Annotated in this window: 26 protein-coding genes; 21 read left to right on the top strand and 5 right to left on the bottom strand. The window is 71.3% G+C overall.

What is annotated here, in order from left to right; all coding sequences use genetic code 11:
- Positions 1-47: 47 nt before the first annotated feature.
- The 5 genes from QIS99_RS12795 (at position 48) to QIS99_RS12775 (ending at position 8,931) form a co-directional block, all read left to right on the top strand.
- On the top strand, positions 48-1,445 hold the full coding sequence (locus QIS99_RS12795) for a coiled-coil domain-containing protein (protein ID WP_408909542.1): 1,398 nt from the start codon (positions 48-50) through the stop codon (positions 1,443-1,445).
- Positions 1,432-4,125 carry a serine/threonine-protein kinase gene (locus QIS99_RS12790; protein WP_282513343.1) on the top strand — a complete coding sequence of 898 codons (2,694 nt, stop codon included), beginning with the start codon at positions 1,432-1,434 and terminating at the stop codon, positions 4,123-4,125. The genes QIS99_RS12795 and QIS99_RS12790 overlap by 14 nt, the downstream gene beginning before the upstream one ends.
- A 3-nt stretch (positions 4,126-4,128) precedes the next feature.
- Complete coding sequence (locus QIS99_RS12785) at positions 4,129-5,688, top strand: protein phosphatase 2C domain-containing protein (protein ID WP_282513342.1); 1,560 nt, start codon at positions 4,129-4,131, stop codon at positions 5,686-5,688.
- An 84-nt stretch (positions 5,689-5,772) separates the two neighbouring features.
- The gene (locus QIS99_RS12780; protein ID WP_282513341.1) at positions 5,773-7,197 is read left to right on the top strand and encodes a vWA domain-containing protein; all 1,425 of its coding nucleotides are present in this window, start codon (positions 5,773-5,775) and stop codon (positions 7,195-7,197) included.
- A gap of 27 nt (positions 7,198-7,224) precedes the next feature.
- Positions 7,225-8,931 carry an FHA domain-containing protein gene (locus tag QIS99_RS12775; protein ID WP_282513340.1) on the top strand — a complete coding sequence of 569 codons (1,707 nt, stop codon included), beginning with the start codon at positions 7,225-7,227 and terminating at the stop codon, positions 8,929-8,931.
- A gap of 27 nt (positions 8,932-8,958) precedes the next feature.
- Here QIS99_RS12775 and QIS99_RS12770 read toward each other — a convergent pair whose 3' ends face one another.
- The gene (locus tag QIS99_RS12770) at positions 8,959-10,002 is read right to left on the bottom strand and encodes a methyltransferase domain-containing protein (protein WP_282513339.1); all 1,044 of its coding nucleotides are present in this window, start codon (positions 10,000-10,002) and stop codon (positions 8,959-8,961) included.
- Between the two features lie 206 nt (positions 10,003-10,208).
- Here QIS99_RS12770 and QIS99_RS12765 point away from each other — a divergent pair, with 206 nt between their 5' ends.
- The gene (locus tag QIS99_RS12765) at positions 10,209-10,613 is read left to right on the top strand and encodes a globin (RefSeq protein WP_282513338.1); all 405 of its coding nucleotides are present in this window, start codon (positions 10,209-10,211) and stop codon (positions 10,611-10,613) included.
- A 57-nt stretch (positions 10,614-10,670) separates the two neighbouring features.
- On the opposite strand, the gene QIS99_RS12760 is transcribed toward QIS99_RS12765, so the two are convergent.
- From QIS99_RS12760 to QIS99_RS12745, 4 genes are all read right to left on the bottom strand, one after another.
- Entirely contained in the window at positions 10,671-11,348 is a 678-nt protein-coding gene (locus QIS99_RS12760; protein WP_282513337.1) for a serine/threonine-protein kinase, read from the bottom strand.
- Positions 11,345-11,776: an acyl-CoA thioesterase gene (locus QIS99_RS12755; RefSeq protein ID WP_282513336.1), complete on the bottom strand. Its 432-nt coding sequence runs from the start codon at positions 11,774-11,776 to the stop codon at positions 11,345-11,347. Before QIS99_RS12755 ends, QIS99_RS12760 begins: the two co-directional genes overlap by 4 nt.
- A gap of 10 nt (positions 11,777-11,786) precedes the next feature.
- A complete protein-coding gene (ettA, locus tag QIS99_RS12750) occupies positions 11,787-13,451 on the bottom strand; it encodes an energy-dependent translational throttle protein EttA (protein WP_282513335.1) in 1,665 nt (554 codons plus the stop codon).
- Between the two features lie 674 nt (positions 13,452-14,125).
- Positions 14,126-14,602 (bottom strand): NUDIX hydrolase, encoded by a 477-nt coding sequence (locus tag QIS99_RS12745; protein ID WP_282513391.1) that lies wholly within the window; start codon positions 14,600-14,602, stop codon positions 14,126-14,128.
- Between the two features lie 18 nt (positions 14,603-14,620).
- On the opposite strand from QIS99_RS12745, the gene QIS99_RS12740 reads away from it, so the two are divergent.
- The 15 genes from QIS99_RS12740 (at position 14,621) to QIS99_RS12670 (ending at position 23,055) form a co-directional block, all read left to right on the top strand.
- Positions 14,621-15,400, top strand: coding sequence for a GntR family transcriptional regulator (locus tag QIS99_RS12740; protein ID WP_282513334.1), 780 nt, complete (start codon positions 14,621-14,623; stop codon positions 15,398-15,400).
- A gap of 133 nt (positions 15,401-15,533) precedes the next feature.
- Positions 15,534-15,863, top strand: coding sequence for an SCO3933 family regulatory protein (locus QIS99_RS12735; RefSeq protein ID WP_282513333.1), 330 nt, complete (start codon positions 15,534-15,536; stop codon positions 15,861-15,863).
- 2 nt (positions 15,864-15,865) lie between these two features.
- Complete coding sequence (locus tag QIS99_RS12730) at positions 15,866-17,206, top strand: FtsK/SpoIIIE domain-containing protein (protein WP_282513332.1); 1,341 nt, start codon at positions 15,866-15,868, stop codon at positions 17,204-17,206.
- A gap of 78 nt (positions 17,207-17,284) precedes the next feature.
- On the top strand, positions 17,285-17,473 hold the full coding sequence (locus QIS99_RS12725) for a hypothetical protein (protein ID WP_282513331.1): 189 nt from the start codon (positions 17,285-17,287) through the stop codon (positions 17,471-17,473).
- 5 nt (positions 17,474-17,478) lie between these two features.
- Positions 17,479-17,634, top strand: coding sequence for a hypothetical protein (locus tag QIS99_RS12720; RefSeq protein ID WP_282513330.1), 156 nt, complete (start codon positions 17,479-17,481; stop codon positions 17,632-17,634).
- Between the two features lie 95 nt (positions 17,635-17,729).
- Entirely contained in the window at positions 17,730-18,422 is a 693-nt protein-coding gene (locus tag QIS99_RS12715) for a DUF2637 domain-containing protein (RefSeq protein WP_282513390.1), read from the top strand.
- Positions 18,423-18,444: 22 nt separating this feature from the next.
- Positions 18,445-18,633: a mobile element transfer protein gene (locus QIS99_RS12710; RefSeq protein WP_282513329.1), complete on the top strand. Its 189-nt coding sequence runs from the start codon at positions 18,445-18,447 to the stop codon at positions 18,631-18,633.
- 10 nt (positions 18,634-18,643) lie between these two features.
- Positions 18,644-18,802, top strand: a complete 159-nt coding sequence (locus QIS99_RS12705; RefSeq protein WP_282513328.1) for a hypothetical protein — start codon at positions 18,644-18,646, stop codon at positions 18,800-18,802.
- A gap of 23 nt (positions 18,803-18,825) precedes the next feature.
- Positions 18,826-19,137 (top strand): SpdD-like protein, encoded by a 312-nt coding sequence (locus tag QIS99_RS12700; RefSeq protein ID WP_282513327.1) that lies wholly within the window; start codon positions 18,826-18,828, stop codon positions 19,135-19,137.
- A gap of 5 nt (positions 19,138-19,142) precedes the next feature.
- Positions 19,143-19,688: a GGDEF domain-containing protein gene (locus QIS99_RS12695; protein ID WP_282513326.1), complete on the top strand. Its 546-nt coding sequence runs from the start codon at positions 19,143-19,145 to the stop codon at positions 19,686-19,688.
- A 92-nt stretch (positions 19,689-19,780) separates the two neighbouring features.
- Entirely contained in the window at positions 19,781-19,966 is a 186-nt protein-coding gene (locus QIS99_RS12690; RefSeq protein ID WP_282513325.1) for a hypothetical protein, read from the top strand.
- 5 nt (positions 19,967-19,971) lie between these two features.
- Entirely contained in the window at positions 19,972-20,217 is a 246-nt protein-coding gene (locus QIS99_RS12685; RefSeq protein WP_282513324.1) for a hypothetical protein, read from the top strand.
- Positions 20,214-21,593 carry a replication initiator protein RepSA gene (gene repSA, locus QIS99_RS12680; RefSeq protein WP_282513323.1) on the top strand — a complete coding sequence of 460 codons (1,380 nt, stop codon included), beginning with the start codon at positions 20,214-20,216 and terminating at the stop codon, positions 21,591-21,593. Before QIS99_RS12685 ends, repSA begins: the two co-directional genes overlap by 4 nt.
- 2 nt (positions 21,594-21,595) lie before the next feature.
- Complete coding sequence (locus QIS99_RS12675) at positions 21,596-21,793, top strand: helix-turn-helix transcriptional regulator (RefSeq protein ID WP_282513322.1); 198 nt, start codon at positions 21,596-21,598, stop codon at positions 21,791-21,793.
- Positions 21,793-23,055 (top strand): tyrosine-type recombinase/integrase, encoded by a 1,263-nt coding sequence (locus QIS99_RS12670; protein WP_282513321.1) that lies wholly within the window; start codon positions 21,793-21,795, stop codon positions 23,053-23,055. Before QIS99_RS12675 ends, QIS99_RS12670 begins: the two co-directional genes overlap by 1 nt.
- Positions 23,056-23,312: the final 257 nt, after the last annotated feature.

The following is a 23,312-nucleotide window of genomic DNA, read 5'->3' as shown; positions in this document are numbered from 1 at the left end:
GGACGTACGGAAACGAACCGCCGGACCGGCACAGCGAGAGGTGATCGATGGGCGTCGCGGGACCTGCAGGACCCGGAGCAGGACCAGGACCAGGAACCGGCCCCGTCCCCGGTTCCGGCCCCGATTCCGGCCCTGTCCCCGTCATGGACCGGGACGAGGTGGACCGCGCCCTGAAGCGGCTCGGCGCCGAGCACGAGGCCGTGGAGACGTCCCTGCTCGCCCTGCAGGACCACGCGGGCCGCAGACTCCTGGAGGGCGCCGAGCTGACCGGCGTCACCGCGGACCGCTGGGCCGCCGCCGACCAGGCCGTCACCCGCCTCTGGGCGTACTTCGACGCGTACACCGCGGCCCTGTCCCACGCCCGCGAGCTGCGCGCCCGCAGGCGCTGGCCGAACCGTGACGACCTCGCCGAGCTCACCGAACTCCTGCGCGGCCACTCCGTCACCGTCTCCGCCGGACCGCCCGCCACCGGCGCCCCCGAGGCCCTGACCGGCCCCGCCAGGCTCACCGAACAGTTCACGCTGCCCGAACTGGTCGAGCGGATGAACGCGTTGTACGCCTCGTCCCTCGACGTGGTCGTGGCCGCCGACGCCGTCTGGTCCGCGCTGCCCGCCCGCATCGACCTCCTCGCCGCCGAGCTGCACCGCACCCGCGGGCTCGCCGCCTCCGTGGGCGTACGACCGGGGGAGCACCCCGCGGGCGACGATCTGGAGCGCATCACCCGGGAGTTGACGGGGCTGCGCGCCCAGGTGATCTCCGACCCGCTGGCGTTCTGGCGCGCCAGGACCGGCAGTTCGGCCCCCGGCGGCGGCCGCCCCGACACTGAGCGGTACGACCGCGAGGCGCGCGCCCTCGAAGACGTACGCCGTGAGATAGACGCCGTGCTCACCGTCCGCCAGGACGCCGAGGCGCGCCTCGGCCGGCTGCGGGACGTGCTCTCCCGAGCCGACCGCACCCTCGCCGAGGCCCGTACGGCCCGCGGCGAGGTACTTGCCAAGATCGCCGCCACGGAGGTGCCCGCGGTGAGCGGCCCGCCCACCGCGCTGCACGAACAGCTCGCGGCCGCCGCCGACTACCGCAGACACGGCCGGTGGCACCGGCTCTCCCCGCTCCTGGAGGCCCTGGAGCGGCAGGCGGAGGACGAACTCCTGCGCGCCCGCGAGTCGTTGACCGCCGTCACCGCACCGCTCGCGGTCCGCGCGGAGCTGCGCGGCCGCCTCGACGCCTACAAGGCGAAGGTCGCCCGGCACGGCGCCGCCGAGGACCCGCTGCTCATCGAGCGGTACGACGCGGCCCGCCGCATGCTGTGGAGCGCGCCCTGCGATCTGCGCGTCGCCGAGGACGCCGTGCTGCGCTACCAGCACGCGGCGGCGGAGCTCCTCTCCGGCCGCGTACCGCAGCAGCACCCGCCCGAGGGCGGCAGGAGGACCGATGACGGCCAGTGAGGAGGCGCCGGTGAGCGCGGAGCGCAGAGCCTGCCAACGCCCGGACTGCGAGGGCCGTTACGAGGACATGGGCGGCGGCGAGCTGTACTGCGACGTGTGCGGGCTGGCTCCGGTGGTCGCGCCGAACGGCCTGGTGGCGTCCGCGCCGACCGGCCTCACGACGCCCGCGCGCGGCAGCACATCGGCGCACTCTTCCCGGTCCGCCCGCTCGTCGCACTCGTCGCGCTCGTCGCGCTCGTCGCGCTCGTCGACGTCCCGCCGCTCGGTCTCCGGGCGGCTGACCCGATCCCTGTCCGGGCCGGGCTCCAACCGGTCGGTGTCCGTGCGCAGTTCGGGCTCACCTGCCGGCTCTTCCGGGCGCGGGCGGCTCGGCGTGGGCCTGGTCGAGGTGCCGCAGGTGCCGCGGCCCGACCCGTGGGCGATGGTCCAGGAGCGCCCGGAGGTCCCCGAGCGGAAGCGGTTCTGCTCCCGCTCGGACTGCGGGGCGCCGGTGGGCCGGGCGCGCGGCGACCGCCCGGGGCGCACCGAGGGCTTCTGCACCAAGTGCGGGCACCCGTACTCCTTCGTCCCGAAACTCCGCTCCGGCGACATCGTGCACGGGCAGTACGAGGTGGTGGGCTGCCTCGCGCACGGCGGGCTCGGCTGGATCTACCTGGCCATCGACCGTGCGGTGTCCGACCGTTGGGTGGTCCTCAAGGGCCTGCTCGACACCGGCGACCAGGACGCGATGGCCGCGGCGATCTCCGAGCGCCGCTTCCTCGCCGAGATCGAGCACGCCAACATCGTCCGGATCTACAACTTCGTCGAGCACCTGGACCAGCGCACCGGCTCCCTCGACGGGTACATCGTGATGGAGTACGTCGGCGGCAAGTCCCTCAAGGAGATCGCCAACGAGCGTCGCACCGCGGAGGGGCGACGCGACCCGCTGCCGGTCGAGCAGGCCTGCGCGTACGGCATCGAGGCCCTGGAGGCGCTCGGCCACCTGCACAGCCGCAACCTCCTGTACTGCGACTTCAAGGTCGACAACGCGATACAGCAGCAGGACCAGCTGAAGCTGATCGACATGGGCGCCGTGCGCCGCCTGGACGACCACGAGTCGGCGATCTACGGCACGGTCGGGTACCAGGCGCCCGAGGTCGCCGAGGCCGGGCCGTCCGTCGCGTCCGACCTCTACACGGTCGCGCGTACGCTCGCGGTCCTCACCTTCGACTTCCAGGGGTACACGAACTTCTTCGTGGACTCCCTGCCCGACCCCGCCAACATCGAGGTCTTCCAGCGGTACGAGTCGTTCTACCGCCTCCTGGTCCGCGCCACCGACCCCGATCCGGCGCGCCGGTTCGCCTCCGCGCAGGAGATGGCCGAACAGCTGACGGGTGTCCTCCGCGAGGTGGTCGCCCTCCAGTCGGGCCGCCCGCGCCCGGCCCTTTCCACCCTGTTCGGGCCGGAAGTCCGGGTCACGGACACGGAGTTGTTCGTGGAACGGGAGGGGGCGGTGTCGCGGCTGGGGGTGCGGTCCTTGGGCGGTGCGCCTTCGCCTTCCGCTGGAGGTGCCGGGCGCGTCGGTTCGGGCGCCGGAGGCGACGGTTCGGGCGGCGGAGGCGACGGTTCGGGCGGCGGAGGCGACGGTTCGGGCGGCGGAGGCGACGGTTCGGGCGCCGGAGGCGACGGTTCGGGCGCCGGAGGCGACGGTTCGGGCGGCGGAGGCGACGGTTCCGAGGGCCGGTCCGCTTCCGGGCGTCTGGTCCGGCCCCTCGACACCGCCGCGACCGCGCTCGCCCTTCCCGTGCCGCTGGTCGATGCCGGGGATCCCAACGCCGGGTTCCTGGCCGGCCTGATGACCTCCGCGCCGGCCGAGCTGATCGCCGCGCTCGACGCCGCCCCCGCGCCCTCCGTCGAACTGCGCCTGCGCGAGCTGCGGGCCCGCCTGGAGACGGGCGAACTGCACGCCGCCGTACGCTGCCTGGACGAGCTGGAGCACTCGCACCCGGACGACTGGCGGGTGATCTGGTACCGCGGCCTGACCGCCCTGACCACCGCCGACTTCGAGACCGCCGCGCTCTCCTTCGACGCGGTCTACGACGCGTTCCCCGGGGAGCCCGCGCCCAAGCTGGCCCTCGGCGTGTGCGCGGAGGTGCTCGGCCAGTTGGACAACGCCGCCGAGTACTACCGCCTGGTGTGGACCGCCGACCCGAGCTACGTCAGCGCCGCCTTCGGTCACGCCCGGGTCCAGCTGGCCGCGGGCGAGAGGCGTGCGGCGGTGCGTACCCTGGAAGCCGTACCGGAGGCGTCGATTCACTTCACGGCGGCCCGGATAGCCGCCGTACGCGCCCGACTTCGAGACCAGGCGGCGCACGAACCGCTGCTCGACGATCTGACCGCCGCCGCCGGGCAGGTCGAGGCGCTGCAGCACTTCGGTCTGGACGCGGTCCGCCGCGAACAGCTGTCGGCCGAGGTCCTGGGGGCCGCCCTTGACTGGGTGCTCTCCGGGAGCCGGGGCACTGCTGCGCCGCCGCAGGGCCCCGGGGACACGGTGCTGCTCGGCAGCAGTCTGGACGAGCGTGGCCTGCGCTTGGGGCTCGAACGCTCGTACCGGACGCTCGCCAGGCTCGCCAAAGGCGGCGACGAAAGGATCGAACTGGTGGAGCGGGCCAACCGTTTCCGCCCCCGGACGTGGGTGTGATTGATGTCGCAGATGCACCAGGTGGCCCCCGGGTCCCCTCGGCCGACGTGCCCCGGCTGTGCCGAACCGCTGGAGTCGGGTGACCTGTTCTGCGGAGCGTGTGGGTACGAGCTGTCGGCAGCGCCCGCACAGCAGGACGAACACCCCACGGTCGCCATCGGCCCGGGCGGGGTGCCGCCCGCCCCGGCAGACACCCCGGTCGAGTGGCCCCAGGCCCGGGAGGTGGACAGTTCGGACGTACCGGCCCCGGTGCACCTGCCGAGCGACCTCGCCGGCACGGACTCGGGCGGCGCCGAACTCCCCGCCGCCGCCCGCCCGTCAAGCTCGGACGCCTCCGCCGCGGCCATGCCGGGTACGGAGCACTCCGTACCGCCTGTGCCGGACGCGCCGCCCGTGGCTGACGTGCCTGGCGTGCCTGGCGTGCCTGGCGTGCCTGGCGTGCCACCCATGCCGGAGGTGCCGCCCGCGCCCGCCCCCGTACAGCCCGTACAGCCCGTACCGCCAGCACAGCCCCCGCAACCCGCGCAGGCGCCCTCGGGTCCGGCCGTCGCCGGGAACGGTCTCGACGACTTCGACGAGCCCTCCACGCCGTCCCGCCCCACCCCCGACCCACGCACGGCGACGCCCACCCCCACTCCCCCGGCCGGCCTGAAGCTCTGCGTGGCCTGCCGCGCGGGCCGCGTCGACCGGGACGGCTACTGCGAGCGCTGCGGCCACGCCCAGCCCCGCGAACGCGACCACATGGAGCAGGAGTTGGACGCCGTGGCCGCCGCCAGCGACCGCGGCCTGCGCCACCACCGCAACGAGGACGCGTTCGCGGTCTCGGCCACCGCGCTGCCCGACGGCTCGCCCGCGGTCGTCGCCGTGGTCTGCGACGGCGTCTCGTCCGCGACCCGCCCCGACGAGGCCTCGGTCGCCGCGGCCCGCGCCGCCAATGAGTCGCTGCTCGCCGCGCTGCCCCGCGAGGTCCACCCGCAGCAGGCCATGCACGACGCGATCATCGCCGCGTCCGAAGCAGTCAACTCCCTTGCCGCGCAGGGCGGTCCGGCGACACCTCACGACCCGCAGCAGAACGCCCCGGCCTGCACGATCGTCGCCTCGGTCGTCGCGGGCGGCCTGCTCGTCGTCGGCTGGGTCGGCGACTCCCGCGCGTACTGGGTCCCGGCCGACCGCTCCGTCCCCGCCGCCCGCCTCACCGAGGACGACTCCTGGGCCGCCCAGATGGTCGCCGCTGGCCTGATGAACGAGGCGGAGGCGTACGCGGACGAGCGGGCCCACGCCATCACGGGCTGGCTCGGCGCCGACGCGTACGAACTGGAGCCGCACACCGCGTCGTTCAAGCCCGACCGGCCAGGAGTGGTCGTCGTCTGCACGGACGGCCTGTGGAACTACGCGGAGGGCGTCGAGGAGATGGCGGCCGCCGTGCCGTTCGACGCCACGCAGCGGCCGTTGCACAGCGCCCAGGTCCTCGTCGGCCACGCCCTGGACGGCGGCGGGCACGACAACGTAACAGTGGCCGTGCTGCCGTTCCCGGTCGCGTCGCAGGGGGCAGGCTCGGCCTGACGGCCTGACGGCCTGACGGCCTGACGGCCCGGCGGGACGGGCGGGAAGCGGGGACCAGGGGAAACAAGGGGGAGGCAGTTCTCCATGGCCAATTTCGCGAAACCGAAGGGTCCGCAGTTCGCCGTCGAGGTCTACTCGAACGAACACCTGCCGGAGGGCGGCCGCGAGGTCAACGCCATCGTCACGGTGACGTCGACGGGCGGCGGCACCACGGGCGGCGGCACCACGGGCGGCCTCGCGCCCGCCACCGCGAGCACGGACAGCGGGGGCCCGGACGCCGGAGGGCCGGACGCAGGAGGGCCGGACGCCGCCGTGGCGATCATGGTGGACTGCTCGGGCTCGATGGACTACCCGCCGACGAAGATGCGCGGCGCCCGCGACGCCACCGCCGCCGCGATCGACGCGCTGCGCGACGGCGTCCGCTTCGCGGTGATCGCAGGCACCCACGTCGCCAAGGAGATCTACCCGGGCGACGGCCGCCTCGCCGTGGCCGACGACCGTACGCGCGCAGCGGCCCGGCACGCGCTGCGCCGGCTCGCCGCGGGCGGCGGCACCGCCATCGGCACCTGGCTGCGCCTGGCCGACCGGCTCCTCAACTCCGCCGACGCCCCGGAAGCCGCCGTACGCCACGGCATCCTGCTCACCGACGGGCGCAACGAGCACGAAGCGCCCGAGGAACTGCAGGCCGCCCTGGACTCCTGCGCCGGGCGGTACACATGTGACGCGCGCGGCGTCGGCACGGACTGGGAAGTGAAAGAAGTCACGGGTATCGCCTCGGCGCTGCTCGGCTCGGCCGACATCGTCGCCGACCCCGCCGGTCTCGCCGCCGACTTCACGCACCTGATGGAGACGGCGATGGGAAAGGAGATCGCCGATGTCGCGCTGCGCCTGTGGACGCCGCTGGGCGCGGAGATCAAGTACGTGAAGCAGGTCGCGCCCACCGTCGAGGACCTGACCGGCCGCCGCACCCCGGTCGGCCCCCGCGCGGGCGACTACCCCACCGGGTCCTGGGGCGACGAGTCCCGCGACTACCACGTATGCGTCGAGGTCCCGGACGCCGGGATCGGCCAGGAGATGCTCGCCGCCCGCGTCTCCCTGGTGATCGACCGCGGCGACGGCACCGTCCAGAACCTCTCGCACGGTCTCGTACGGGCCGTATGGACGGACGACCTGGCGGCCTCCACGGCGATCAACCCCCAGGTCGCGCACTACACAGGCCAGGCCGAACTGGCACAAGTCATCCAGCAGGGGCTCGATGCCCGTAAGTCCGGCGATACGGACGGAGCAACGGCCAAGCTGGGCCGCGCCGTTCAGCTGGCCGCGGGCTCCGGCAACGCGGATACGGCCAGACTCCTTGCCAAGGTGGTCGACGTGGTCGACGCGGCGACCGGTACTGTGCGACTGAAAGCGAAGGTCGAGGACGCCGACGAGATGACTCTCGAAACCCGGTCGACCAAAACGGTTCGCGTCACGCACGCCAAGAACGTGCAGCACGCACAGGACACGTAGAACGTGAAGGAGAGGGGGAGCGCCGACATGCCGACCTGCCCGAACGGACACCAGTCGGGTTCCGACGACTGGTGCGAGGTCTGCGGCCACCGCATGGCAGGAGCAGGCGCGCCGGCCGGTGCGATGCCGCCACCGCCACCGCCGCCTCCGGCGGACGGTGGTTACGGCTACCCGCAGCAGCAGTCCGGCCCGCCCGCCCCCGGCGGTGGGTACGGCTACCCGCAGCCGGGTGCCGGCGGCCCGCAGGAGCACTGCCCGCAGTGCAACACCCCGCGCGAGCCGAACGCCCCGTTCTGCGAGGAGTGCCGGTGGAACTTCCCCGCCAACACCCCGACGTCGCACGCGCCCGCGCCGCCGCCCCCGCCCGCGCCCGGTCTGAACCTGCCGCCGGGCTTCGCGCAGGCCGGCCCGCCGCCCGGTGCCGGTCCCGGTGCCGGTCCTGGTCCCGGTGCCGGTCCTGGTCCCGGTGCCGGTCCTGGCCCTGGTCCCGGTCCTGGCCCTGGTCCCGGTCCTGGCCCCGGCTCAAGTGAGTACACGTCCTCGCGGCCCTCGCAGGTGAACCGTCCCGCGGAGCCGCTGCAGCCGGACGCGTCCATGCCCGCGCCGCCGGCGCCGCCGATGCCGGGCGGCCCCCAGCAGACCCAGGCCCCTCAGGCCCCTCAGGCCCCTCAGGCCCCTCAGGGCATGCAGGGCATGCAGGGTCCGCCGCCGCCCGGGTTCCCGGACATGTCGCAGGGTGGTCCCGGTTCGATGGGTGGGCCCGGTCCGCAGGGCGGCCCCCAGCAGGGCCCGCCGCCGCCCGGCTTCCCCGACGCCTCGCAGGGCGTTCCGCAGCAGGGCCCCCCGCCCGGCTTCCCGCAGGGTGGTCCGCAGTCGCCGCCTCCGCCCGGGCCCGGCCTCGGTGGCAACGACGACTGGATGATCCCGCCGCCCTCGGGCCAGGCACCGCCGTCCCCGCAGGAGTCCATGGCGCCCCCGGCACCTCCGGCTCCCGCCCCGGCCCCGCCACAGCCCGGCTTCCCCGACCAGGGCCCGGGCGGTCCTGGCGGACTGGGTGGCCCTGGCGTTCCCGGGTCTCCTGGGGCTCCCGGCGCTCCCGGCGCTCCCGGCGCTCCCGGCGCTCCCGGCGCTCCCGGCGCTCCCGGCCAGGGTTTCCCGGAGCAGGGCTTCCCGGAGCAGGGCTTCCCGGAGCAGGGTCAGCCCGGTCCCGGTCCCGGTCCCGGTCCGCAGGGCCAGGGCGGCGGATACGGCTTCCCGCCGCCGAACCAGCTGAACCAGCCGAACCAACAGGACCCGGCCCACCCGGCGAACCCGGCGAACCCGGCGCCCGCGGGCTGGACGGCGACGATCAGACCCGACCGCGAGTACTTCATGGCGATGATGCACCGCAGCGGCCCCGAGGCCTCCAGCCTCAACCTGCCCGCGTACTCCCCGGAGCAGCAGCGTCAGCTGGTCGGCAACCAGATCACGGTCGGCCGCCGCCGCCACTCCACCGGCGACACCCCCGACATCGACCTGTCGGTGCCGCCGGAGGACCCGGGCGTCTCGCACCAGCACGCGGTCCTGGTCCAGCAGCCGGACGGCAGCTGGGCGGTCGTCGACCAGAACTCCACCAACGGCACCACGGTCAACGGCGGCGAGGAGCCCATCCAGCCGTTCGTCCCCGTACCGCTGCAGGACGGCGACCGCGTGCACGTCGGCGCGTGGACGACGATCACCATCAGGCGCGGCTGACCCGCGGGAGAACGCGACCGTTCGGGGTCACGGAAGCGGCCAGGCGTACGGGCCGGTTGGATCATCCAGCCAGGCCCATACGTCGGAGCCGCTCACCGTGACCCCGAACCGTTCCCGCGCCGGCCTGCCCTCGCGCTGCCAGAGCGCAAGCGCCTCGTGCGGGTCGAGCACGCCCCGGGTCAGCGTCAGCAGGAAGCGGAACAGCTCGCTGTGCAGCGCCCGGTGCGGCAGCCCGCCGGTGAGCGGCGAGCCACCGGCGAACCGCGCCCCCGCCGCCTCCCGGCCGCCGCCACGCAGCGGCACGAAGTACGCGGGCAGGTGCAGGAACCGCCCCTCGGCGCGCTCCCCGTCCTGCACCTCAAGCAGAAGCAGGCCCGTGGCCATCGGCGTCAGGATCCGCGCCCCCGGCCGGCACTGCGCAAGCCACTCTCCCGGCACGGTCTCCAGGGTGCAGGTCGCGATGATCCGGTCGTACGGCGCGTGCTCCGGGCAGCCGCGCGCCCCGTCGCCGGTGACCACCCTCGGGCGGTGGCCCGCCGCCGCGAGGTGCCGGCGCGCGGACTCGGTGATCTCCGGGTCCAGATCGACCGTGGTGACCAGCTCGTCGCCGAGCCGGTGCGCGAGCAGCGCCGCGTTGTATCCGGTCCCGGCGCCGATCTCAAGGACCGCGTCCCCGTCCCGTACGCCCAGGTCCGCCAGCATCTGCGCCATCAGCGACGGCTGGCTGCTGGACGAGATCAGCTGTCCGTCGCGTACGCGGGTGGCCAGCGGCTCGTCCGCGTACGCCCCGCGCAGCCAGCGCTCCCGGCGGCGCGGATCGGGGTCCTCGCCCCACAGCCGCTCGTACCCGTCCGCCGTGCCGACGTAGTAGTAGGGCACGAACAGATGGCGCGGCACCTCCTCGAACGCCTCCCGCCACCGCGGCTCGTCCGCGAAGGCGCCGCTCGCCTCGATCTCCCGTACGAGCCCGGCCCGCGCGGCAGCGGCCCGTACGGCCTCGGCACCGGGCTCGTCGTCCACGGTGGCCGTGACATCCACGGCAGGTGTCTCCCGCGACAGTTCGGCTCCCATGCCCCCACTGTCCTGCGATATCCCCGCGGAGGCGAGGCCTGCGGCAGCGACTGTCCGACGACGGAAGGCCGCGCGAACCACGAAGCTCCACTCGAACCGCGAATCTCCACTCGAACCGCGAGCTCCGCGCGAACCGCGAGCTCCGCTCGATCCGCGGAAGTCCTAGGCCCCGAGTCCTCGGCCGTCCCGTCTGAGACCATGGACGGGTGATGGAGATTCCGCGCGGCACCCTTCAGGAACAGACGTTTTACGAGCAGGTCGGCGGCGAGGAGACCTTCCGGCGCCTGGTGCACCGCTTCTACCAGGGCGTCGCCGAGGACCCGCTGCTGCGGCCGATGTACCCGGAGGAGGACCTGGGCCCGGCGGAGGAGCGGCTCGCGCTCTTCCTGATGCAGTACTGGGGCGGCCCCCGCACGTACAGCGACAACCGCGGCCACCCCCGGCTGCGCATGCGGCACGCCCCGTTCACCGTCGACCAGGCCGCGCACGACGCGTGGCTGAAGCACATGCGTGTGGCCGTCGAGGAGCTGAACCTCTCCGAGGAGCACGAGCACACGCTCTGGAACTACCTGACGTACGCCGCCGCATCCATGGTCAATACGGCGGGGTGACCCCTACCAGCCCGTCCTGGGGGCACCTCCCAGCGGTAGCTGGGGGAGAGCCAGAACCTAGGTGGGTGTCACACTCAGCGCGCCGGCTCCCGCCCTGCGCAGGGCGATCGAGCCGTACGGCGTGCGCAGCCGCAGCCACGCGCCCGAGGCGAGCAGGGTGGGCCCGCTCCCCGGTCCGGTTTCGAAGGCCGCGGGGCGCAGAAAGCCGAGCGCCTGCGCGGCGTGCGCGGCCCGCACCGGCAGTTCGGTGTCGCCGACCGGCCGCGACCAGATCTCCCGGCCGATCCGGTCCAGCTCCGCGCGGGTGCGCTTCTCCGGGTCCAACTCCTCGGTGCGCGACCGGAATTCACCGACCGCGATACCGACGGCCCGGCGCACCGCGTCGAGACCCGGCAGCCCGGGGAGCTGCTGCCAGCCGCCGCGCGGGGGCAGTACCCCGGCCCACGGCGGGCCGGTGACGGCCCCGGGCACGGTGGCCCTGCCCGCCGACTCGTCGATCCCTTCGAGGAGTTCGCCCGCCGAGACGGTCACGTCGAGCTCGGCCGGCTCGGCGAGCCGGGCCGCGCGGATGGCGAGCACTTCGAACGACGGCGGCCGCCCGAACACGGCGAGCGCCCCGCCCCCGGCCTGCAGCCGTACGGCCGCGGCCTTGTCGTAGTGGATGAGCCGGGCCAGGAAGGCGGCCAGGTCGGCCGCCTCCCCGGCGTCGGCGAAACGCAACGGCGAGGCCGTCATGCGGCGAGCGCCCCCGGAGCCGAGTCGTCCATGTACTCCTGCAGGAAGGACTTCTCCTCCGCGCTGATCCGCCGCGGCCGCTGCGCCTCCAGGTCGAAGGGCACGACGATCGTCGAGGCCCGGACGTACACCTGGTCCGGGTCCTTCACCTCGTACGCGATCGTGAGCGAGGCCGCCCCGATCTTCGTCACCCACGACTCGATGGTCACCGGCTCGTGCCGGTGCACCAGCGGCCGTACGTAGTCGATCTCGTGCCGCGCGACGACGGAGCCCCCGGAGAACGAGGGCGAGCCGTCGCCCGGCGCCAGCCGGAACATGAAGTCGATCCGCGCCTCTTCCAAGTACCGCAGGAAGACGACGTTGTTGACGTGCCCGAAGGCGTCCATGTCCGACCAGCGCAGCGGGCAGGAGTAGATGTGCCTGGTCACCTGGTCGACCTCAGCCTCGCGTCAGCTTCTTGTACGTGGCACGGTGCGGGCGCGCCGCGTCCGGGCCCAGCCGCTCGATCTTGTTCTTCTCGTACGACTCGAAGTTGCCCTCGAACCAGAACCACTTGGACTCGCCCTCGTACGCCAGGATGTGCGTGGCGACGCGGTCCAGGAACCAGCGGTCGTGGGAGACGACCACGGCGCAGCCCGGGAAGTCGAGCAGCGCGTTCTCCAGCGAGGACAGGGTCTCGACGTCGAGGTCGTTGGTCGGCTCGTCGAGGAGCAGCAGGTTGCCGCCCAGCTTGAGGGTCAGCGCGAGGTTCAGGCGGTTGCGCTCACCGCCGGAGAGCACACCGGCCGGCTTCTGCTGGTCCGGTCCCTTGAAGCCGAACGCCGAGACATAGGCGCGGGACGGCATCTCGACCTGGCCGACGTTGATGTAGTCCATCTCGTCGGAGACGACGGCCCACAGCGTCTTCTTCGGGTCGATGTTCTCGCGGGACTGGTCGACGTAGGAGATCTTGACCGTGTCGCCGACCTTGATCTGGCCGGAGTCGGGGGTCTCCAGGCCCTGGATCATCTTGAACAGCGTGGTCTTGCCGGCGCCGTTCGGGCCGATGACGCCGACGATGCCGTTGCGCGGCAGGGTGAAGCTCAGGTCGTCGATGAGGAGCTTCTCGCCGAAGCCCTTGGTGAGGTTGTTGACCTCGACGACGACATTGCCCAGGCGCGGGCCCGGCGGGATCTGGATCTCCTCGAAGTCCAGCTTCCGCATCTTGTCGGCCTCGGCGGCCATCTCCTCGTAACGCGCAAGGCGGGCCTTGGACTTGGCCTGCCGGCCCTTGGCGTTGGACCGCACCCACTCAAGCTCTTCCTTGAGCCGCTTGGCGCGCTTGGCGTCCTTCTGGCCCTCGACCTTGAGGCGGGTCTGCTTGGTCTCCAGGTACGTGGAGTAGTTGCCCTCGTAGCCGATGGCGCGGCCGCGGTCGAGCTCCAGGATCCAGCCCGCGACGTTGTCCAGGAAGTACCGGTCGTGGGTGATGGCGACGACGGTGCCGGCGTACTTGGCGAGGTGCGCCTCCAGCCACTGCACGGACTCGGCGTCCAGGTGGTTGGTGGGCTCGTCGAGGAGCAGCAGGTCGGGGGCTTCGAGCAGCAGCTTGCACAGGGCGACGCGGCGCTTCTCACCACCGGAGAGGTTGGTGACCGGCCAGTCGCCGGCCGGGCAGCCGAGGGCGTCCATGGCCTGTTCGAGCTGGGCGTCGAGGTCCCAGGCGCCTGCGTGGTCCAGCTCCTCCTGGAGCTTGCCCATCTCCTCCATCAGCTCGTCGGTGTAGTCGGTCGCCATCTGCTCGGCGATCTCGTTGAACCGGTCGAGCTTGCCCTTGGTCTCGGCGACGCCCTCCTGGACGTTCTCCAGGACGGTCTTCTCCTCGTTCAGCGGCGGCTCCTGCAGCAGGATGCCGACGCTGTAACCGGGCGAGAGGAACGCGTCACCGTTCGACGGCTGCTCCAGACCGGCCATGATCTTCAGAACGGTCGACTTACCGGCGCCGTTCGGACCGACCACACCGATCTTCGCGCCGGGGAGGAAGCTCAGCGTGACGTCGTCAAGGATCACCTTGTCGCCGTGCGCCTTGCGCGTCTTGCGCATCGTGTAGATGTACTCAGCCAAGAGAAACCGTCCGGCAGAACTGGAAGTGGGCAGATACACCCCATCTTGCCGTACGCCTACCGCAGGAACGAAACCCATATGGCGGATGGCCTCTGACCTGGCCGTTGCCGGGATCACCACCACAGATGATCTGTCACTGATTGTCGCTATCGGTCGCCCTCGATCCGCCTCGCACGGCCCAGAGACGGCCCAGCGGGCCCGCGCTCCTCAGCCCACCACTCACCCCGGCTTCCATCCCGTCTGCCGTCGACCCACACACCGTGGAGCGGGCGTGGTTCATGGCGTCCAGGTGGAGCGCGCCACTGTACGAACGACCTGGACGCCATGGGCCGCGGCTGCTCGGCTCTGCCTGGGTCGACGGCAGACGGGATGGAAGCCCACTACGCCCGCCCCATTCGGCCGGCACTCGCGAACGGCGCCCCGTCCATCTCGGAGCCTGAGCGCCCCCGCCGGAGGCATGGTTTGGACCGTGAGCGCGCATGTCGGGTGATCGACTCATGGCCTCCGGTCCTACCCACGTGGGCGCGCGTCGGCGGGAGCGCGCGCGGAGCGGGCCGCAGGCAGGAGCGTCGCGCGGAGCGGGAGCCGGGAAGCGCGCCCGGCGAAGCGAAGCGCAGCCGGGTGCCTTGATGAGGTAGAGAAACTCGTAACAGCTCGGCGCCCGCTTGGCCGGACTAGATGCCTGCCGGGTCGGTGAGCTTGCGTCCGTCGTGCGTCCGGACGTGGGGGGCCATTTCGCCTGCCAGGGCGTCTGCGATGCGGACGCTGTACGCCTCATTCATCGCGGCTACGACCTCGTCAGGCGTCAGCCAATCGACTGCGGTCGACTCATCGGAAAGCCGTTCGTGGCCACCCTCGGGTGTGCATTTGAAGACCAGGGCGACTACCCCGGCCGTCATGTTCTTGTAGACCCCGGTGAGTCGTTCCACGTGCACCTTGATCCCGGTCTCTTCGTAGACCTCGCGGCGCACCCCGTCCTCAATGGCTTCGGTCCGCTCCAGCACCCCGCCCGGCGGTTCCCAACGGCCGTTGTCGGCACGTTGGATCACCAGGACGCGCCCGTCTTCACGCACCACGACTCCGGCCACCGATACCGAGTGGAGAGGCGTTGACGGCTTCTGAGGGTGACTGTTACTCATGTACAGGAGGATAGGAGAGACTGTAGGACTATGGCGAGTAGCAACGTGAAGTCCTCAGAGAAGGCGAAGTACCTACAGATCGCGGACGACCTGGCTGCACAGATTCAGTCGGGGGAGTTGGCACCGGGGGCGGCCGTCCCTAGCGAGTCCGATCTGATGGCCAGGTACACGGTTGCATCCGGTACGGTCCGCAAGGCCTTCGCGGAACTTCGAGCAGCCCAGTTGATCGAGACGCATCACGGTCGTGGCTCCTTCGTGCGCCTGCGCCCACCGGTTCAGCGGAAGTCGTCCGACCGGTTCCGCCGGGCTCACCGAAAGGCCGGTAAGGCCGCTTACCTGGCAGAAGCCGAGCAGTCTGGCGGGGTCCCGTCGGTGACCGTGCTGTTCGTCGGACCAGCGGACGCACCCACAGACATTGCCGAGCGACTAGACGTGCCGTCGGGGTCGAAGGTCCTGGCGCGCAAGCGGCGCTACTTTCGCGACGGTGTCCCCACCGAGGAAGCAACCTCTTACCTGCCCTGGGACGTCGTGAAGGACATCCCGGAGATGTTCGAAGAGAACCCTGGCGGGGGCGGCATCTATGCCCGACTCGAAGAGCATGGGCACCTGCTTGCGGAGTTCACCGAGACCGTGAGCGCTCGCCTTGCGACGAAGGCGGAAGGGGTTGCGCTGGCGCTCAGCCCTAGTGCCCCCGTCATCCACCTTGTCCGGAATGCAATTTCGGACAGTGGTCGCGTCGTGGAGGTCTGCGACACGCTCATGGCCGCTGACCAGTTCGTTCTTGACTATCGCTTCGCCGCTCGCGACTGACGGCTAGGGCGGTTTTCAGCCAACCCACCTAGGGCACTCCGTAGCGCTTGACTCATGTACATGAGTTAGGCACTCTTCTACTCATAACTCCTGTACATGAGTGCAGGAGCGAAGCTCATCTAGAGGAGTACCAATGCCGTCTTTCAAGATCGACCTTTCGACCGCTGTGGTGTTCGTCGCGACTGCGCCGGAGCCGAAGATGGCGAACAAGAAGACCGGTGAACAGGCGATGGACCGTGAGACGAACGCGCCGCTGGCGACGGTGGGGCTGCTCGTCTCGGACGAGGGTGAGGGCAACCTCTACCAGGTCACCGTCCCCGAGACTGGCCTGCCGGAGGGGCTTGCGCCGGGTATGCCGGTGAGCGTGACGGGGCTGAAGGCCCGTGACTGGGAGAACGAGTTCAACGGGCAGAAGCGCCACGGCATCGCGTTCCGCGCGGTCGCGCTGACGACGGGGGCCTGATCATGGCGGACCTGAGTCTGTGGGTTGAGGGCGCGACTGCCTTAACCGCCGCCGGTGGCGTCACCTACGCCCGGTTCCGTGCTCCGCGTGTGTACTGGGCGATGGTGGGGTTGCCGATGGCCTGGGGTCGGTTCTCGGTCTCGTACCGGACGACGATGGATGTGTGCGGGCTGACGGTTCAGCCGTCGGGGCTGCGGGCGTTCATGTCGCGCAAGGTCGCTCGCCGCGAGGTTCGGCCGGTGGCTCCGAAGATCCGCCGTATCCGGCCCACCTCGACCGGTCTGCGGGTCACCCTGCGACTGCCGGCCGGTCTGGAGCCTGCCGACGTGGCTGCCGCGTCGGAGCGTCTGCGTCACGCCTGGGGCGTCCACGGGGTGCACGTGATCGCGACCAAGCCCGGTTACGTCGAGCTGCGGATGACTGGCTATGACGTGCTGCGCCGGGTGCAGATGCCCCGCAAGGCCGTAGCCCGCGATCTGGTGGTGCCGGTTGCACTGCGGGATGACGGGACCGCTTACGAACGGGACTTCCGCCAGATCCCGCACGCGCTCACCCTCGGGGCGAACCAGTCCGGCAAGTCCATGTACCAGCGCAACCTGATCAAGGGCCTTGCCCGGCTGCCGGTCGCCTTGGTCGGGATCGACTGCAAGCGCGGTGTCGAACAGTCCCGTTACGCCGCCCGCTTGTCGGCGCTCGCCACGAACCCGGACGACGCGGCTTCACTGATCGATGTGCTGGTAGCGGAGATGGAAGACCGGTTCGACCTGCTGGCCAAGCATGGAGTCTCGGACCTGTGGGAGCTGCCCGAGCATCTGCGGCCGGTGCCGGTCGTGGTCCTCGTGGACGAGATTGCGGAGCTGTTCCTGATCTCGGCGAAGAAGGACGAGGAACGGAGAGAGCGCATCGTCACCGGGCTGATCCGCCTCGCTCAGCTCTCGCGCGCGGTCGGTCTCTTCATGGAGATCTGCGGGCAGCGCTTTGGCTCCGAGCTGGGCAAGGGCGCGACGATGCTCCGCGCTCAGCTCACCGGCCGCGTGGTGCATCGGGTCAACGACAAGCAGACCGCCGAGATGGGGCTGAACGACGTGGCCCCCGAGTCCGTACCGGCCGCGTGCACGATCCCCGCCGACCGGCCCGGACAGGCCGTCGCCGCTGATGCCTCGGGTGGCTGGGGACGTATCCGCACCCCGCTGACCTCGGTCGAGGAAACCGTCGCTGTCTGCCGGGAGTTCGCGCACATGGCGCCGGACCTTCCGGCCCTGGAGCCCTTCCGGCCGGTCGCTCCGCCGGTCCCGGCCCAGGTGATTCCGCCCAAGCCGACCACGGCCCCGGCGATTCCCTGACACCCCTTCACCCCTGGTTGGCGTGACCGTCTCACGCCAGGTCCCTACCCCGCCCATGCCGAAAACGGAGTGATCCTCATGCGTGCTTACACTCGCCGGGCCTTGGAGCGTTCGGCCGAACTGACCCGCCAGAACAAGTTAGTTGAGGCAGTCGCGACAGCCGAAGCAGTCTTCGAAACGGCCGACTCCGACGAACACCGCGAGATCGCAGCGTGGCTGGTCGACCACGCCGACGACTACGTGCGCGACCCGGCCGGGGGCGAGTGATCGCCATGGCGACTCGGAAGGCACCGCCCGCGAAGTGCCCGACCTGCAAGGGGTCCGGCGAAGTAGCCCGCGCCGTCCGCGTCGGCCGAAAGCGCCGCTCGGTCGGACAGCAGACCGGCCTCTGCCTCGCCTGCCTGGGCTCGGGCGAAGCCGCCGAATGATCCGAACTGCCGGAGCTGGGCGGCCGGACTTCGATCCCCGCCCCGCTCGGGCCCAATCCCCGCAAGGAGGTGACACGGTGAACCACCGCATCCGCATGGACCCGGTGCTCATTCAGGCCGTGATCGCCGGAGCCCTGTCCTTCTCCCACCTGCACGACCTGGCCCACGCCGCCGGACAGAAGGGCTGGCAGGCCTGGGCCTATCCGATCAGCGTCGACCTGCTCCTTGTCGCCGCCTGGCGCCGACTAAGGACCGCCCGAAGCGACCGAGCCGCCTGGCTGTGGTTCGTGATCGCCCTGGCCGCCTCGCTCGGGGCCAACATCGCCACCGCTGGGCTCCTCGACCTCGAACACGTCCCGGCCTGGCTGCGCATCGTCGTCGCGGGCTGGCCTGCCCTCGCGTTCCTCGGCGGCACGCTCCTCGTCCACACGCCCGCCGCCCCGGAGCCCGTTCCGGCCCCGGTCGCCGCGTCGGTCGAGGAACCGCCCGCGGTCGACCTTCAGCGCACGGACACCGCGCCGGAACTCGACACCGCACCCGAGCCTCCGGCCTCGGAGCCGGTCGCGGAACTGCCCGCCGCTGAACCCGAGCCCGAGCCGGAGCCCGCTCCGGTCTCGGTCCCGGACGCGGTGAAGGTCCCGCCGGCGCTCCTCGACCACGCCCGGAAGATCGCCGCCACGCACGAGGCCGCGAACGGGAGTCCCATCACGCCGGACACCTTGCGCGCCCGCCTAGGCCTGCCCGCGCCGATGGGCAACGCCATCGCCGCTCAGCTCCAACTCAACTGATCTGAAAGGAGAACCACACGTCATGACCGCCTACCGGCGCTTCCGCAACGTCCGCCAGTTCGGCCCCGTACAGGTCGCCACCTTCTACGACGGACGCGGCCGCGACCGCCACACCGCCGCCTGCACCGCGCCCCGCTGCGACTTCTCCGCCGAATACGCCAACCGCTCCGCCGCCGAACTCGCCGCCCGTACCCACCGCTGCACCGCCTAGGAGACCCGTCATGGAAATCCCGCTCTGGCTCGCCATCGCCGTCACCGGAGTCCTCGGCATCAAGCTCATCCGCCCGCCCTGGTGGCTCGTAGCCCTGCTCCTCCTCGGCGGCTACCTCATCGCCGACAGCTTCCTGAGCCCCGCCGTCGACCACGTCATCAACAAGTAACTCGCGGAAGGGAGTTCAGTCCGATGCTCACCCCGAAGATCCCGGTCAACGACCAGCCCACCGGCGACACGATCCCGCTCACCGGCACGGCCCTGGAGCACCAGCCGCAGACCCCGGCCCCCGCGCCCGTCGCCCCGGCGGCTCCTGCCCGGCCCACGGTGCAGCTCACCCCCGGCTCGCTCGCGCTCCTTGTCGGTGGCGGCACTGCCGCGGTTCTCGTCGTCGGCGCGGTGCTGGTCTCCATGCTTCTCGCCGCCGCGATCGCGGGCGTGTCCGTCGCCGTGACTGCGGTGGTGCTCCGCCACCTCGTCAACAACCTTCACAAGGACTGGTGATCGCTATGGACGCACACATGATCGCGGCTGGGTTACCGGCCCTGGGCTGGGCACTTCACGGCGGCTTGCTCTGGCGGCGTCTGACCACCGCCCGCCGTGACCCGCTGACCGGTCTGCACACCCGCGCCGGATGGACCGCCCGCGCCGAACGCCTGCTCGCCAAGCATCCCAACGCCCTCGTGGTCCTGATCGACCTGGACGACTTCAAGACCATCAACGACACCCACGGCCACGCCGCTGGCGACGCCGCCCTGACTGCGACCGCCCGCCGCCTGGCCGACTGGTGCGGACGTCACGGCATCGCCGCCCGCCTCGGCGGAGACGAGTTCGCCGCCATCGTCACCAACCCCGCCGACACACCCAGCGTCCGCGCCCTGCAAGCCGCCCTGGACCAGCCCGTGAACCACAACGGACACGTCCTGCCGGTAGCGGCCTCGGTCGGCCACTGTCTCCGCGCACACCTGCCGGTCCCGATGCTCACCGACGCCCTATCCGCCGCTGACGCCGCGATGTACGCGGCCAAGGGACACGGCAGGCGCCACACGCGCTAACGCCCTCCGGGGCGGCTCTCTCGCCAAAGATCCGCCGCCCCGGACGGCTCCACCTCTTCCTGATCCAACGGACCCGAAAGGGAAGTTCCATCATGGCCCAGCACAGCCCTGCCCGCGTACGCATCTGCCGCGACTGCGACGGCTTCGCCACCGTCACGATCACCACCGGCACCCATAACCCGGACGGCACCCGCGCCACCCTCACCGCCGACTGCCCCACCTGCAAGGGCCACGGCCGCACCACGAAGAACCCCGCTCTCGTCCGGGTCGGGCGGTGACAGGCATGGGACTCCTGAACTGGAACTCCAGCCAGCACTACGAGTCGGACGCCAAGCCTTGCACCCAGTGCGACACGACGACGCCGCTGCGCTCCCACGCGGGTGAGCCCGTCCACAAGGTGTGCGCGGAGGACTGGAACGACCGCAACCCCAACGCCGCTCGCGTCATCCACGACGACGGCCAGGACCTCGGCACCACCCGCTACCACTCCGACCGGCCCCGCAAGAGCCGCAAGGAGGGTGCTCGGTGACCACCTCCGCCCCTGCGGACCTGGCCCCGGCCACCCTCGCCGACGTGCTGAGGGTGGCCGGGAACCCCGGCTTCGACCGCATCCAAGAACAGATCCGCCGCACCGGCGGCTGCTCCGACCCCATCCACCTCCAGGGCTCCACCGTCACCCGCGACCGCACCACCGGCCAAGTCCTCTACTCGTACTCGACCGACATGGAGCCCGGCGGCCGACTCCGCGTCGCCTGCGGCAACCGCCGCGCCTCCCGCTGCCCCGCCTGCGCCTGGACCTACGCGGGCGACACCTACCACCTCATCCGGGCCGGACTCGTCGGCGACAAAGGCACCCCGACCACCGTCCGCGAACACCCCCGCGTCTTCGCCACCCTCACCGCCCCCAGCTTCGGCCCCGTCCACAACCGACCCGGACACCGCCCCTGCCGCTGCGGCGTCCACCACCCCGAGGACGCACCGGAGTTGGGCACCCCGCTCGACCCCGACACGTACGACTACGCGGACGCAGTGCTGTGGAACAACCACGCATCCGAACTCTGGCGGTACTTCACGATCTACCTCCACCGGGAGATCGCCGCCCGCGCCGGAATCACGCAAAAGGCGGCCAAGGAACAGTCCCGGCTCTCCTTCGGCAAGGTCGCCGAGTACCAGAAGCGCGGCGCGATCCACTTCCACGCCGTGATCCGCTTCGACGGCCCCGACGGACCCGACACCGAGCCACCGCATTGGGCCACCCTCGACCTCCTCACCGACGCGATCCACGCTGCAGCCGCCCGCGTCCGTGTCGACCTCCCCGCCTCCGGCGACCACCCGGCCCGTGTCTTCGCCTGGGGCGACCGCCTCGACGTACGCCCCATCAAGGCCTTCGGCGACGGCTCCGAGATCACCGAACAGGCCGTGGCCTCCTACGTCGCCAAGTACGCCACCAAGGCGGCCGAGACCACCGGCACCGTCGACCGCCGCATCGGCAACAAAGAAGCCCTCGTCCTCCTCGAAGTCCCCGACCACCCGCGTCGGTTGATCGAAGCGTGCCTCGGCCTCCATGCCACCTACCCGGACCGCAAGCTGCGCGACTGGGCCCACATGCTCGGCTTCCGCGGCCACTTCTCCACCAAGTCCCGCCGCTACTCCACCACCCTCAGCGCCCTCCGCCAGGTCCGCGCCGACTACCGCGCCGCCCAACACCGTGCTGCCCTCGGCCTCCCCGACCCGGACGACGTGCCCGAGGAGACCACGCTCACCCTCGCCCACTGGACGTACGCCGGCCACGGCCACACCCCCGGCGAATCCTGGCTCGCTGCCAACATCCGCCGCGACATCGAGCAGAACCGCGAACTCGCCCGCGAAGAACGCGCCACAGCCGACGACGAGAAGGGACAGTGACCATGGCAACCGCCCTCCCCAGCCGCTTCCTGACGCCTGAGGACCTCGTGGCCATGTTCGGCCTGCCGAGCATCGAGACCGTCTACCAGTGGCGCCGCAAGCACACCGGCCCCCGCGGCTTCCGCGTCGGCCGACACCTCCGTTTCGACCCCGCCGAAGTACGCGCCTGGGTCGAGTCCCAGATGGAGGAAGCCGCCTAATGGCCGGACACATCCAAGACCGCTGGTACAAGGTCGAGACCGGCCCCGACGGAAAGCCCACCAAGGTCAAGACCGACCGCCACGGCACCGGCCAGCGCTATCGCGCCCGCTACGTCGGCCCGGACGGCACCGAGAAGTCCAAGAGTTTTCCAGACCGTCAGAAGCGGCTCGCTGAGCAGTGGTTGACCAACATCGAAGCCGACATGTCACGCGGCCAGTACATCGACCCGCGCGCGTCCCAGACCACGTTTCGCGAATACACCGAACGCTGGCTCGGCTCCCTGACAACCGACCTCACCAGCCGAGCCGCCATCGAGGGGCGCTTGAGGCTGCACGCCTTGCCCTACCTGGGGTCGCGACCTGTGGGGTCGTTCCAGCCGGAGCACATCCGGTCATGGCTGCGCGAGCTTGAGGCCGTCGTCAGCGCGGACTCGTACCGGCGGCTCATCTTCGATGCGGCTTCCTCGGTCCTCAACGCCGCTGTCGATGACCGCCTGTTGGCCTCGAACCCTTGCCGGGCACGATCGGTGAAACCGCCTCGTCCTTCGGCAACACGAGTACACCCCTGGTCGGCCTCGCAGGTCTTCGCCGTTCGATCCGCGCTGCCCGAGCAGTACCGAGCCATGGTCGACCTGGGCGGCGGTTGCGGTCTGCGCCAGGGCGAGATCCTGGGCATTGATGAGGCCAACCTTGGCGATCTGGGCTGGATCTACGTCCGGCAGCAGGTCAAGAAGGTCCGGGGAACACTGGTGTTCGCGCCCCCGAAGCGCGGCAAGATCCGAGATGTTCCCCTTGACGCCGCAGTAGCCGCTGCACTCGCCGAGCACAAGAAGCACAACCCGCCCGTGGAGGTAACTCTGCCGTGGGGTACGCCCGATGGGCCGATGGTCACCCGGCGCCTCTTCTTCACGGGCAGGACCGGTAAGGCCGTCTGGAGCCAGAACTTCAATGACCAGTACTGGAAGCCCGCCCTTGCGTCCGCCGGGATCATCCCCGAGCCGGAGAAGGGAGAGCGGTACGACGCTGCCCGCGAGCACGGGATGCACGCCCTGCGGCACTTCTACGCGTCCGTCCTCCTCGACTCCGGGGAGAACATCAAAGCCCTGAGCCTCTACCTCGGGCACAGCGATCCGGGCTTCACGCTCCGCGTCTACACGCACCTCATGCCGAGCAGTGAGGCTCGGACTCGAAAGGCCATCAGCGCCATGTACTCGGCGGCCGGTTACGCCCACGACGGCCCAGAGACGGCCCAGGCAGCCTGAGACAGCCCCTCATCGGCGGGAAACCTGCTGGTGAGGGGCTTTCTCATGCCCTCTCGCGGCAAGTAACACCCCATCTTGCCTGACGGCCACCGCCAGGCGGAAACCGGTGTCCCGGTCGTGGGGAAACGTCCCGCGGATGTCGCGGGGAACGTCCCGCGGATGTCGCGGGGAACGTCCCGCGGATGTCGCGGGGAACGTCCCGCGGATGTCGCGGGATACACACCGGCCCCGTGCGCGGGAGCGACGGGGCCGGTGTG

Source organism: Streptomyces solicavernae (assembly GCF_029968095.1).
GTDB lineage: Bacteria > Actinomycetota > Actinomycetes > Streptomycetales > Streptomycetaceae > Streptomyces > Streptomyces solicavernae.
The sequence above is the reverse complement of the archived record's forward strand: the minus strand, read 5'-3'. Positions and strand labels throughout refer to the sequence as shown.

What these genes read in the sequence shown, in the direction of transcription:
- QIS99_RS12725 (WP_282513331.1), top strand. Translation starts at nt 17,285, where the DNA reads ATGCGTGCTTACACTCGCCGGGCCTTGGAGCGTTCGGCCGAACTGACC.
- QIS99_RS12760 (WP_282513337.1), bottom strand. Translation starts at nt 11,348, where the DNA reads ATGACGGCCTCGCCGTTGCGTTTCGCCGACGCCGGGGAGGCGGCCGAC.
- QIS99_RS12740 (WP_282513334.1), top strand. Translation starts at nt 14,621, where the DNA reads ATGGCGAGTAGCAACGTGAAGTCCTCAGAGAAGGCGAAGTACCTACAG.
- QIS99_RS12770 (WP_282513339.1), bottom strand. Translation starts at nt 10,002, where the DNA reads ATGGGAGCCGAACTGTCGCGGGAGACACCTGCCGTGGATGTCACGGCC.
- QIS99_RS12690 (WP_282513325.1), top strand. Translation starts at nt 19,781, where the DNA reads ATGGCCCAGCACAGCCCTGCCCGCGTACGCATCTGCCGCGACTGCGAC.
- QIS99_RS12710 (WP_282513329.1), top strand. Translation starts at nt 18,445, where the DNA reads ATGACCGCCTACCGGCGCTTCCGCAACGTCCGCCAGTTCGGCCCCGTA.
- QIS99_RS12720 (WP_282513330.1), top strand. Translation starts at nt 17,479, where the DNA reads ATGGCGACTCGGAAGGCACCGCCCGCGAAGTGCCCGACCTGCAAGGGG.
- QIS99_RS12785 (WP_282513342.1), top strand. Translation starts at nt 4,129, where the DNA reads ATGTCGCAGATGCACCAGGTGGCCCCCGGGTCCCCTCGGCCGACGTGC.
- QIS99_RS12735 (WP_282513333.1), top strand. Translation starts at nt 15,534, where the DNA reads ATGCCGTCTTTCAAGATCGACCTTTCGACCGCTGTGGTGTTCGTCGCG.
- QIS99_RS12730 (WP_282513332.1), top strand. Translation starts at nt 15,866, where the DNA reads ATGGCGGACCTGAGTCTGTGGGTTGAGGGCGCGACTGCCTTAACCGCC.
- QIS99_RS12675 (WP_282513322.1), top strand. Translation starts at nt 21,596, where the DNA reads ATGGCAACCGCCCTCCCCAGCCGCTTCCTGACGCCTGAGGACCTCGTG.
- QIS99_RS12685 (WP_282513324.1), top strand. Translation starts at nt 19,972, where the DNA reads ATGGGACTCCTGAACTGGAACTCCAGCCAGCACTACGAGTCGGACGCC.
- QIS99_RS12700 (WP_282513327.1), top strand. Translation starts at nt 18,826, where the DNA reads ATGCTCACCCCGAAGATCCCGGTCAACGACCAGCCCACCGGCGACACG.
- QIS99_RS12795 (WP_408909542.1), top strand. Translation starts at nt 48, where the DNA reads ATGGGCGTCGCGGGACCTGCAGGACCCGGAGCAGGACCAGGACCAGGA.
- QIS99_RS12790 (WP_282513343.1), top strand. Translation starts at nt 1,432, where the DNA reads ATGACGGCCAGTGAGGAGGCGCCGGTGAGCGCGGAGCGCAGAGCCTGC.
- QIS99_RS12775 (WP_282513340.1), top strand. Translation starts at nt 7,225, where the DNA reads ATGCCGACCTGCCCGAACGGACACCAGTCGGGTTCCGACGACTGGTGC.
- QIS99_RS12780 (WP_282513341.1), top strand. Translation starts at nt 5,773, where the DNA reads ATGGCCAATTTCGCGAAACCGAAGGGTCCGCAGTTCGCCGTCGAGGTC.
- QIS99_RS12705 (WP_282513328.1), top strand. Translation starts at nt 18,644, where the DNA reads ATGGAAATCCCGCTCTGGCTCGCCATCGCCGTCACCGGAGTCCTCGGC.
- QIS99_RS12715 (WP_282513390.1), top strand. Translation starts at nt 17,730, where the DNA reads ATGGACCCGGTGCTCATTCAGGCCGTGATCGCCGGAGCCCTGTCCTTC.
- QIS99_RS12695 (WP_282513326.1), top strand. Translation starts at nt 19,143, where the DNA reads ATGGACGCACACATGATCGCGGCTGGGTTACCGGCCCTGGGCTGGGCA.
- QIS99_RS12670 (WP_282513321.1), top strand. Translation starts at nt 21,793, where the DNA reads ATGGCCGGACACATCCAAGACCGCTGGTACAAGGTCGAGACCGGCCCC.